The sequence below is a fragment of the Methylobacterium indicum genome (genome assembly GCF_001043895.1).
GTDB classification, from domain to species: domain Bacteria; phylum Pseudomonadota; class Alphaproteobacteria; order Rhizobiales; family Beijerinckiaceae; genus Methylobacterium; species Methylobacterium indicum.
This window is the reverse complement of sequence record NZ_JTHF01000330.1, coordinates 1-11,159: the sequence shown is the minus strand read 5'-3', so window position 1 is coordinate 11,159 and position 11,159 is coordinate 1. Positions and strand designations below refer to the sequence as shown.

Below are 11,159 nucleotides of genomic sequence, written 5' to 3'. Positions count from 1 at the left end.
CCCCGCCATATCCGCCTCGCACGGTCGACCGGCCCTGCGTCATCCCGCGGCTTTTTCGCGGACGAGGGGACCCACCGATGAGCGAGAACCGGCACTACGACGTCGTCATCGTCGGGTCGGGGCCGGGCGGCGGCACCATGGCGTGGCGGCTGGCCCAGACCGGCAAGCGCATCCTGCTGCTCGAGCGCGGCGACTACCTGCCGCGGGAGCGGGAGAACTGGGACAGCCAGGCGGTCTTCGTCGATGCCCGCTACCAGGCGCCCGAGACCTGGTACGGCGCCGACGGGTCGAGCTTCCATCCCGGCTTGCACTACTTCGTCGGCGGCAACAGCAAGGTCTACGGCTCGGTCCTGCTCCGCCTGCGCGAGAAGGATTTTGGGCAAATCCGCCACCCGGACGGGATCTCGCCGGAATGGCCGGTGAAGTACGACGTGTTCGAGCCGTATTACCAGGCGGCGGAGGAACTCTACTACGTCCACGGCCAGCGCGGCGAGGATCCGACCGAGCCGCCATCCTCGAAACCCTACGCCTACCCGCCGATCACCCACGAGCCCCGGATCCAGGAGCTGTTCGACGGGCTGAAGCGCGAGGGCCATCACCCGTTCCACCTGCCGGTCGGGGTGCGGCTCGACGAGCGCGACGGCAAGCCCCTGCCGCACTCGGCCTGCATCCGCTGCGATGCCTTCGACGGCTACCCGTGCATCACCAACGGCAAGGCCGATGCGCAGGTCACCTGCGTCGATCCCGCGCTCGCGGCGCACGACAACCTCACGCTGATGACCAACGCCTATGTCGACCGGCTGCTGACCGATCCGGCCGGCCGGACGGTCACCGGCGTCGAGGTCAAGCGCGGCGACGCGACCGAGGTGTTCACCGGCGACATCGTGGTGGTGGCCTGCGGCGCGCTCTCCTCGGCGCTCCTGATGCTGCGCTCCGCCAGCGACGCCCACCCGCAGGGGCTCGCCAACCGGTCGGGCCAGGTCGGCCGCAACTACATGCGGCACAACAACTCGACGGTGCTGGCCATCTCCCGCACCCCGAACCCGACCCGGTTCCAGAAGACGCTCGGCCTCAACGACTTCTACTTCGGCGCCGACGACTGGGATTATCCCCTCGGCCACATCCAGATGGTCGGCAAGTCGGACGGGGTACAGATCCGCGGCGAGGGCCTGCCGGGCTTCCTGCAATGGTTCCCGGAAAAGCCGTTCGACTGGATCGCCGCCCATTCCCTCGATTTCTGGCTCACCACCGAGGACCTGCCCATCCCGCAGAACCGCATCTTCTACGAGAACGGCAAGGTGCGGCTCGATCTCACGCAGACCAACGAGGAGGCGTTGCACCGGCTCAAGGCCAAGCTGCGCGATCTCTGCTCCAGGCTCGAGATCCATCCGCACCTGTTCGACCGCTCGCTCTATCTCGGCAAGGACGTGCCGATCGGCGGCACCGCCCATCAGGCCGGGACCCTGCGATTCGGCACCGACCCGGCGACCTCCGTCCTCGACCTCGACTGCAAGGCGCACGAGCTCGACAACCTCTACGTCACCGATGCGAGCTTCTTCCCGTCGATCGGCGCCGTGAACCCGACCCTGACGATCATCGCCAACTCGCTGCGGGTGGCCGACCACATCATCGGGCGGCTGGGCGCGTAGCGCTGAGCCTTCTCGTATGATTTCCGCCTGATCGCTTCGCGGCGCGGAAATCGGCTTCGCTCAAGCGCCGCGCGGGCTTGTGATACCCAGTCCGGAAGTGATCTTCCTGATTGGGTATCAGACCTCCATCCCCGCCCCGGTCGTCCGGCGCGGGGATCGGACCGTGCAAGGCGTCGCGCACCGCGCGCATAGGTGCGCCGCCGCTTCCCGGGCTATGACGGGGGCGCCCTCAGAGGAGCCCCGCATGCCCCTGGACCCCGCCCTGCGCGACCGCATCATCACGGCCGTGGCCGACGGCTTTTCCGAGCAGATCGCCCACACCCAGGCGTTGATGCGCTTTCCCTCGATCCGGGGCGACGAGCAGGCGATCCAGGATTTCGTCTTTCGCAGCTTTCGCGACCGCGGCTACGCCATGGACCGCTTCGCCATGGACCGGGCGCAGATCGAGGCGCATCCCGGCGGCGCCCGGTTCAGCCCCGAGCACTCCGAGGCGCCGATCGTCGTCGGCATCCACCGGCCGCGGGAGGAGCGCGGACGCTCGCTGATCCTCCAGGCCCATGTCGACGTGGTGCCGCCGGGCCCCGCCGACCTCTGGACCCACCCGGCCTTCGAGCCGGTGGTGGAGGGCGACTGGCTCTACGGCCGCGGCGGCGCCGACATGAAGGCGGGGCACGCCGCCAACCTGTTCGTCCTCGATGCCCTGCGGCGCATCGGCCTCCAGCCCGCCGCGACCGTCACGCTGCAATCGGTGGTGGAAGAGGAATCGACCGGCAACGGCGCCTTGATGACCCATCTGCGCGGCTACCGCGCCGACGCGGTGCTGATCCCCGAGCCCGAGGAGGAGATGCTGGTGCGCGCCAATACCGGCGTGTTGTGGTTCCGGGTCGAGGTCCGGGGCCGGCCGGTCCATGTCCGCGAGATGGGCACCGGCGCCAACGCCATCGACGCCGCCTACCGGGTGATCGGCGCGCTGCGGGCGCTGGAGGAAAGGTGGAACGCCGACAAGGCCGGGCGCCCGCATTTCGAGGGCGAGGCGCACCCGATCAACCTCAATATCGGCCGGATCGAGGGCGGCGACTGGGCCTCCTCGGTGCCGGCCTGGTGCCGGATCGATTGCCGCATCGCGCTCTATCCGGGGGTGAGCGCCGCGGAGGCCGCCCGCGAGATCGAGGCGGCGGTGGCGGCGTTTTCCCGCGACGACGCCTTCCTGTCGAACAGCCCGCCGAGCGTCAGCTTCCACGGCTTCTTCGCCGAGGGCTACGTGCTCGACGAGGGCTCGGAGGCGGAAGCCGTGCTCGGCCGCGCGCACGAAGCGGCGACCGGCCGCGCACTCGAGAGCTTCATGACCGCCGGCTACCTCGATACCCGGGTCCACGCCCTCTACGACCGGGTGCCGGCGCTCTGCTACGGGCCGAAGAGCGAGAACATCCACGGCTTCGACGAGCGGGTCAGCCTCGCCTCGCTCAAGCGCATCACCACCGCGATGGCCCTGTTCGTCGCCGAGTGGTGCGGGACCGAGACGGCCGCGTAGAGGGAGGGCGGCGACGGAGCCGGCATGGCTCCGTCGCCCGCACCCTCACGCCTTCAGCGCCGCCACGAATTCCCGCACGTTGTGGCGCATCATGTCGAGATAGGTCGTGGCCGGGCCGCCGGGCTCGGACAGGGCGTCGGAGAAGACCCGGCCTCCCGCCTTGGCGCCGCTCTCGCGGGCGATCTGCTGCATCAGCCGCGGATCGGAGACGTTCTCGAGGAAGACCGCCGGGATCTTGTCGCGGCGCACCTGCCGGACGATGGCGGCGACGTCGCGGGCGGTGGCCTCGCTCTGGCTCGACACGCCCTGGGGGGCGAGGAAGCGCATCCCGTAGGCCTTGGCGAAGTAGCCGAAGGCGTCGTGGGTGGTGACGATGCGCCGGCGCGCCTCGGGGATCGCCGTCAGTTCCGTCCGGATCTCGGCGTCGAGGGCGTCGAGCTTCGCGAGATACGCCGTCGCGTTGGCCGCGTAGATCGCCGCGCCGGCGGGGTCGGCCGCGGTCAGACCGTCGCGGATGGCGACGACGTAGCGCTTGGCGTTGGCGACGTTCTGCCAGGCATGGGGATCGATCGTGTGGTCGTGCCCGTGAGCATGGGACGGCTCCTGCCCGCTCTCGTCCTCCTCGATCGGGACGACGCCCTTGGCGGCGACCACCACCATGGCCTTGGTGCCCGACGCCTTGATCAGGCGGTCGATCCAGCCCTCGAAGCCGAGCCCGTTGACCACGACGAGGCGGGCGGCCGCGACCGCCTGGGCGTCGGCCGGGGCCGGCACGAAGCTGTGCGCGTCGCCGTTCGGCCCGACGAGCGTGGTGACGGCGACACGATCGCCGCCGACCTGGCGCACGAGGTCGCCGAGGATCGAGAACGACGCCACGACCCGGGTCGGTTCCGCTTTCGCGGGCTCGGCTGCGACGGGCGCCGAAATGGGGGACTGCGCTGCCGTGGGCGCGCTCCACCCGAGGCTCAAGGACCCGGCCAGGGCCACCAGCAGCATCCCGATTCTCAACCCGCGCATCGTGCCGTTCCCTCGCTCGATCCCGCGCCTCCCCTAGGCCGACGGGCCGGTAATTGCAACATTGTTACATCATCGCTGCCCTGGAGATGGCCCGCCCGTTAACCTGGATCGAGGACGGGTGCGGGTGAGGCGTCCAGGGTGCGCGGGTCACCCCGTTCCTGCCGGTTTCGCTCGGACGGTGTCACCGGCGGGCCGGATCGTCGCTCAAGTGCGGTCCGGCCCGCCGCCCTCGCCGTCGAGGGTCCACGCGCCTTGGACAGTGATGATTAGGCTTTCCTTAACCATGACTCGCGAAGGTCCGCCCACATGAACCAACAGGAGGTCGGGATGGATCACATCGAGACCAGCATCCGCGAGCGGGCCTACGCCCTTTGGGAACGCGACGGCCGCAGGCACGGCCGCGACGCGCATTACTGGGCCCTGGCCGAGCAGGAGTTGCGCGGCGCGAGCGAGGCGCCCGTCGCCGCGCGGGAGAGCGGCACGGACGAGGCCGTCGAGGCGCAGGCCGTCCCGGCGGACGTGGTAGCCAAGCCGGCCCGCAAGCCTGCGGCCCGCAAGTCCGTCGCCAGCAAGCCCGCCGCCAAGAAAGTTGCCGCCGAGACCCCCGCCGCCAAGGCCGCGGTGAAGGCCGTGACCGAGTTGGCGCAGGCGGCCGCAAAGCCCGCCCCGCGCCGGCGCCGGAGCGCTGCGGCGGAGACCGTGACCACCCACTGACCGCCGGCGTTCCGGAAAGCAGGAACGCGCCGCGCTCGGACCTCGACCCCTCCCGCCTCGCGGGAGGGGTTTTTTGCGCTTCAGCCCCTGCCGCCCTGCGGAAGGGGCTTTTGGTCGTGGACCGGCCGGGGCGCCGCCGCCCCGCGACGGTGCAGGCGCCACAGGATTCCGACGAGCGCGACGTCGACCAGCGCCAGGACCGCGAGGACGGCCAGCGTCGCATCGGCTCCCCGATGGGCGATGAGCCACGCGGCGGCCGACGGCGCGAGCGCCTGGGTGGCGAGGCTCGGCTTGGCCAGCCGGCCGAGGAGCCCGGCGTAGCGCTCGGGCCCGAACAGGACGAGGGGCAGGGTGCCGCGGGCGATCGAGTAGAGGCCGTTGCCGGCGCCGTAGATCACCAGCACCAGGGCGGGGGCGACGAGACCGGCCCAGAGCAGGACGAGACCCGCGGCCATCAGGGCCACCGCGGCGGTGAGCGTCCAGATCGGATGGTGCCGGCTGCGGTTGGCGACCTCGAGGAGCCGGGCGCCGACCTGCGACGGGCCGATCAGGGTGCCGAGGGAGACGGCGGCCGCCAGCGTCAGGCCCCGGTCCTGGAGCAGCGTCAGCAGGTGGACCGAGATCACCGAGGTGGCGACGCTGGTGCAGGTCGCCACGGCCGCAAGCACCAGGAAGGTCGAGCGTTCCCCGGGCGTCAGCGCGATGTCGGCGCGGGTGCCGGGGGCCGGTGGCGGCCGCGGCGGCGCCCGCGGGACCAGGCCGAGGATCAGCGGCAGCGACAGCGTGAGTTGCAGGGCGGCGTAGCTCAGGCAGGTGCCGCGCCAGCCGAGATGCGCCAGCAGGAAGGCCGAGAGCGGCCAGCACAGCGTGCTCGAAAAACCGCCCCACAGGGTCAGCGCCGTGATCGACGGGCGCGCATCGGCGCCGTAGAGCCGCCCCAGGGTGGCGAAAGCCGCGTCGTAGAGCCCCGACCCCATGCCGAGGCCGATCACCAGCCAGGCGAGGGCGAAGACCGGCAGGTTCGGCGCCAGCGCCAGGAGCGTCAGGCCCGTGGCGAGGAGGCCGGACGACACCGCGAGCACCGGCCGGCCGCCATGGCGCCCGATGAGGCGGCCGGCGAGGGGCGCGACGGCGCCCGCTGCCAGCATGCCGGCGGTGAGGCTGCCGAAGATCCACGGCAGCGGCCAGCCGGTCTCCGCCGCGATCGAGGGCCCGAGCACCGTCAGCAGGTAGTAGCTGCAGCCCCAGGCGAAGATCTGCGTCACGCCCAAGGCCGCGATCACCGGCCAGCGCCCTTGCGCGCTCACGGCGTCCGTTCCCGATCCGGGCCCGGCATGCAGAGGGTCACGGGGTCCATGGCGGTCTCCCGGCGCGGGCGGGCCCTCGTTTCCGGTCCCCTCGCTCCCGCATCCTTTGCCAATCTCTAACGACTTCGCGGGACACTCGTCCACAGGGTCGTGCGGGCTTGTGGAACATCCCCGGAACGCCCATCTAAGATGCTGATTTGCTTCGCCTTCCGCGTCCTGCGCCGGTGCCCTTCAGGCTGGTGCTCGGAGGCGAATTCGGCTAAGCCTGCCGGCAGCGAGATGTGAGCCCGCGCGGGCCGCGACGAGAGACAGACCTTGGCAGAGAACGACCCGACCGGCGCCCCCCCGCCCGCGACCGACATCAAGCCCGTCTCGATCACCGACGAGATGCGCCAGTCCTACCTGGCCTACGCGATGAGCGTGATCGTCAGCCGCGCCCTGCCGGACGCGCGCGACGGCCTCAAGCCCGTGCATCGCCGCATCCTGTACTCCATGTACGAGAACGGCTACCTGCCGGACCGCAAGTACGTGAAGTCGGCGCGCATCGTCGGCGACGTGATGGGCCAGTATCACCCGCACGGCGACCAGTCGATCTACGACGCCCTCGTCCGCATGGCGCAGGACTTCGCCATGCGGCTGATGCTGGTCGACGGCCAGGGCAATTTCGGCTCGGTCGACGGCGATCCGCCCGCCGCGATGCGCTACACCGAATCGCGTCTGGCCAAGCCCGCGATGTCGCTCCTCGAGGATATCGACAAGGACACGGTCGACTTCAACCCGAACTACGACGAGTCGAAGGACGAGCCGGCGGTCCTGCCCGCCCGCTTCCCCAACCTCCTCGTCAACGGCGCCGGCGGCATCGCGGTCGGCATGGCGACCAACATCCCGCCGCACAATCTCGGCGAGGTGATCGACGGCTGCATCGCGCTGATCGACGATCCGGCGATCACCATCGAGGGCCTGAACGACATCATCCCGGGCCCGGACTTCCCGACCGGCGGCGCGATCCTCGGGCGCTCGGGCACCCGCTCGGCCTACATGACCGGCCGCGGCTCGGTGATCATGCGGGCGAAGTCGCATATCGAGGAGCTGCGCAAGGAGCGCGAGGCGCTGATCTTCACCCAGATCCCGTATCAGGTGAACAAGGCCTCGCTCGTCGAGAAGATCGCCGACCTCGTGCGCGAGAAGCGCGTCGAGGGCATCGCGGATCTTCGCGACGAATCCGACCGCGACGGCATGCGCATCGTCGTCGAATTGAAGCGCGACGCCGTCGCCGACGTGGTGCTGAACCAGCTCTACCGCTACACCCCGCTGCAGACGAGCTTCGGCTGCAACATGGTGGCGCTGAACGGCGGCCGGCCCGAGCTTCTGAATCTCAAGGACCTGATCCAGGCCTTCATCGACTTCCGCGAGGAGGTCGTGTCGCGCCGCACCAAGTTCCTGCTGAACAAGGCGCGCGAGCGCGCCCACGTCTTGTGCGGTCTCGCCATCGCGGTCGCCAACATCGACGAGGTGATCCGTCTGATCCGCACCTCGCCGGACCCGAACTCGGCCCGCGAGGCCCTGATGGCCCGCGACTGGCCGGCCGAGGACATCGCGCCGCTGATCGCGCTCGTCGACGATCCGCGCCATCGCCTGCGCGAGGACGGCACCTACCGGCTGTCCGAGACCCAGGCCCGCGCCATCCTCGACCTGCGGCTGCAGCGCCTGACCGCGCTCGGCCGCGACGAGATCGGCGACGAGCTGAAGCGGCTGGCCGACGAGATCGCCGACTACCTCGACATCCTGCGCTCGCGCGCCCGCATCATGGGCATCGTCAAGCACGAGCTGGCGGAAGTCCGGGCCGAGTACGCGACCCCGCGCAGGACCGAGATCCTCGACTGGGATTCCAGCGTCGAGGACGAGGACCTGATCCAGCGCGAGGACATGGTCGTCACCGTGTCGCATGCCGGCTACATCAAGCGGGTGCCGCTCTCGACCTACCGGGCCCAGCGCCGCGGCGGCAAGGGCCGGGCCGGCATGTCGATGCGCGACGAGGATTTCGTCACCCGGCTGTTCGTGGCCAACACCCACACGCCGGTGCTGTTCTTCTCCTCGCAGGGCCAAGCCTACAAGGAGAAGGTGTGGCGGCTGCCCCTCGCGGCGCCGAACGCGCGCGGCAAGGCGCTCGTCAACATCCTGCCCCTCGACCAGGGCAAGGAGCGCATCACCACCATCATGCCGCTGCCCGAGGACGAGGCGTCCTGGGAAACGCTCGACGTGATGTTCGCCACCGCCTCCGGCAGCGTGCGGCGCAACAAGCTGTCCGACTTCGTGCAGGTGAACCGCAACGGCAAGATCGCCATGAAGCTCGACGAGGGCGACCACATCGTCCATGTCGAGATCTGCACCGAGGCCGACGACGTGCTGCTGACCACGGGGGCGGGCCAGTGCATCCGCTTCCCGGTCACCGACGTGCGGGTGTTCAAGGGCCGCGATTCGACCGGCGTGCGGGGCATCAACCTCGCCAAGGGCGACGAGGTCATCTCGATGACGATCCTGCGCCACTTCGAGGCCTCGCCCGAGGAGCGCCAGGCCTACCTCAAGCGCGCCAACGCCGACCGCCGCGCCACCGGCGAGGCGATCGAACTGCCGGCCGATGCCGAGCCCGAGGGCGAGGAGGCCGCGGCCGCGATCAACCTGGAGCAGGACCGCTACATCAGCATGGGGGCGGCGGAGCAGTTCGTCCTCACCCTGTCGGAGCGCGGCTTCGGCAAGCGCACCTCGTCCTTCGAGTACCGGATCTCCGGCCGCGGGGGGAAGGGCATCAAGGCGATGGAGGTCAACGCCCGCAACGGCACCCTCGTGGCCTCGTTCCCGGTCGAGACCAGCGACCAGATCATGCTGGTGACCGATGCCGGCAAGCTGATCCGCGTGCCGGTGGACGACATCCGCGTCGTCGGCCGCGCCTCGCAGGGCGTCACGGTCTTCAACACCGACAAGACCGAGAAGGTGGTGTCGGTCGAGCATATCGAGGGCGAAGGCGAGGCGGAGGCCGACGTCGAGGGTGAGGGCGATGCCGGGGAGATCGAGGGGGCCTGATCGGGCCCTTTGACCCGGCTGACCCGGAACGCCGTGTCCGTGAGCCAATCGGCTCGCGGACACGGCGTTCTTGTTTCGGATTGCAATTCTGCTTCGACTGTCTTGAAACCTACTGCGTCATTCCGGGGCCGCGCAGCGGAGCCCGGAATCCAGAAGCGCAAGTTTTTCAGAATCACACAGGCCGCTATCCACCTTGTTCTGCACCCTCGGCGGCTCTGGATTCCGGGCTCCGCTGTCGCGGCCCCGGAATAACGAGGCGGGTGTCGATCGGTAACATCTATTTCCCGAAATCGACCTTCGCACCCCGCTCGACGTGCTTGGCCAGATCCCGGGCATCCCAGTTGGTCAGCCGGATGCAGCCGTGGGACTCGGTCTTGCCGACCTTCTCCGGCTCGGGCGTGCCGTGGATGCCGTAGCCGTCGTTGCCCGAGAGGTCGATCCAGACGAGACCGACGGGGTTGTTCGGGCCGGGCTTGATGGTGAACTTGCGCTTCGCCTCGACGCCCTTGAACTCGTATTTCGGGTTGTAGGTGTAGGTCGGGTCGAAGGCGACGCCCTCGACCGTCAGGGTGCCGCTCGGCGCCGGCTTCTCCTCGCTGCCGATCGAGGCCGGGTAGAGGTGGATCAGGGCGCCGTCCTCGCCGTAGGCACGGACCTGGAGCGCCGGCTTGTCGACCTCGATCCGCTTGACCTTCGGCGCCTCGGGCAGCTCCTTGCCCGGGATGCGTCCGGTCTCCATCGGCGGCACCGCCGCCACCGTGATCACCGTGCCGGCCTTGGTCAGTACCGCATCGGGGTTGAGGGCTTCGAGCAGGCCCCGGCTCATGTGGAAGCGCTCGGCCAGCATCTCGGCCGGCGAGGTGTAGGACAGCGCCTTCAGGTCGGCCTGCTCCTCCATCTTCGGCGGGATCGCCTTGGCGTAGGGGCCGGCCGCATCCTCCTCGGTCAGGGTGTAGCGCTGCACCGCCGGGTCGGTGCTGGTGCCGGCGAGAGCCTGCCACACCGCGGCGTCGAGGCGGCCCGAGAAGGCCTGACCCTTGGCCTTGGCGAATCCCGCGAGGGCCCCGCGCAGGTTGTCGCCCTCGCGCCCGTCGATGGCGCCGGGGGAGAACCCGGCCCGGTCGAGCAGCACCTGGGTCCGGATCGTCAGCGGGTCGGGGCGCTTCTCGGCGGCGGCCTTCTCCCTGCCCGTCTCCTTCGCGGTCTCGCGGCCCGCTTCCGCCTTGTCGGGCGCGGACTGGCCGGGCTCCGCGGCGCCCTCCGCCAAGCCCGCGGCGAACTGCGCCTGGTTGATCGCCTCCGCGGTCAAGGGCGTCTCCGCGGCACCGGCCGTCCCCGCGCAACCCATCACCACCAGAACCGCCCCGAGCCTCGCCGCCGACCGCATCCGATCCACTCCCGACCTACGAAGAACCGCAGAGCCTTAGAAGCGCCGGACGCGGGCGGACGTTCCCAGGCGGCATCGTCGACGGCATGTCCCTACTGGCACAGGCGATGGCCGGCGGGCCGCTCGCGCTCGTCGAGGTGGAGATGGTTGGCGTGGGCCGGGTCGGAGCCGGGCCCGAGCACGGTGCGGAAGAAGCCGCAGGCCCGGCCCCTTACGGCGGCTTCGAACGCCGCCTCCGGCGTCCCCTCGCGGCTCGCCCCGACGGCGATCGGCGACCGGCCGTCCAGGGTGAAGCCCATCACGTCGATCCCGTTGGCATAGGCGTGCTCGCTCAGCTTGGCGCTCGGGTCGTGGTTCTGCCCGCGGCACTCGTAGGAGCCGCCGATCCGGAACGTCTGCGGGGCCTTGCCGAGAGTGCGCTCGCCCGCTGGAGCACCGAGGTACGGGTGATCGGCGAGCGCACTCTCGGCAAG

The 11,159-nt window shown here is 70.2% G+C and carries 8 protein-coding genes; 4 read left to right on the top strand and 4 right to left on the bottom strand.

The window, feature by feature from the left end:
• Nucleotides 1–77 precede the first annotated feature (77 nt).
• Both QR78_RS29225 and QR78_RS29220 read left to right on the top strand, forming a co-directional pair.
• Nucleotides 78–1,649, top strand: coding sequence for a GMC oxidoreductase (locus QR78_RS29225; protein ID WP_048431131.1), 1,572 nt, complete (start codon nucleotides 78–80; stop codon nucleotides 1,647–1,649).
• Nucleotides 1,650–1,893: 244 nt separating this feature from the next.
• Entirely contained in the window at nucleotides 1,894–3,180 is a 1,287-nt protein-coding gene (locus QR78_RS29220; protein WP_048431130.1) for an ArgE/DapE family deacylase, read from the top strand.
• 45 nt (nucleotides 3,181–3,225) lie between these two features.
• On the opposite strand, the gene QR78_RS29215 is transcribed toward QR78_RS29220, so the two are convergent.
• Nucleotides 3,226–4,197, bottom strand: a complete 972-nt coding sequence (locus QR78_RS29215) for a metal ABC transporter solute-binding protein, Zn/Mn family (RefSeq protein ID WP_244276528.1) — start codon at nucleotides 4,195–4,197, stop codon at nucleotides 3,226–3,228.
• 327 nt (nucleotides 4,198–4,524) lie between these two features.
• On the opposite strand from QR78_RS29215, the gene QR78_RS29210 reads away from it, so the two are divergent.
• Nucleotides 4,525–4,911 (top strand): DUF2934 domain-containing protein, encoded by a 387-nt coding sequence (locus QR78_RS29210; protein WP_048431129.1) that lies wholly within the window; start codon nucleotides 4,525–4,527, stop codon nucleotides 4,909–4,911.
• 80 nt (nucleotides 4,912–4,991) lie between these two features.
• On the opposite strand, the gene QR78_RS29205 is transcribed toward QR78_RS29210, so the two are convergent.
• Nucleotides 4,992–6,218 (bottom strand): MFS transporter, encoded by a 1,227-nt coding sequence (locus QR78_RS29205; RefSeq protein ID WP_048431128.1) that lies wholly within the window; start codon nucleotides 6,216–6,218, stop codon nucleotides 4,992–4,994.
• A gap of 315 nt (nucleotides 6,219–6,533) precedes the next feature.
• Here QR78_RS29205 and gyrA point away from each other — a divergent pair, with 315 nt between their 5' ends.
• Entirely contained in the window at nucleotides 6,534–9,299 is a 2,766-nt protein-coding gene (gene gyrA / locus QR78_RS29200) for a DNA gyrase subunit A (protein WP_048431127.1), read from the top strand.
• A gap of 277 nt (nucleotides 9,300–9,576) precedes the next feature.
• Here gyrA and QR78_RS29195 read toward each other — a convergent pair whose 3' ends face one another.
• Both QR78_RS29195 and QR78_RS29190 read right to left on the bottom strand, forming a co-directional pair.
• Complete coding sequence (locus tag QR78_RS29195; RefSeq protein ID WP_053221153.1) at nucleotides 9,577–10,686, bottom strand: L,D-transpeptidase family protein; 1,110 nt, start codon at nucleotides 10,684–10,686, stop codon at nucleotides 9,577–9,579.
• Nucleotides 10,687–10,778: 92 nt separating this feature from the next.
• Nucleotides 10,779–11,159: extensin-like domain-containing protein (locus QR78_RS29190; protein ID WP_048431126.1), on the bottom strand; the 381-nt coding region annotated here is incomplete at its 5' end.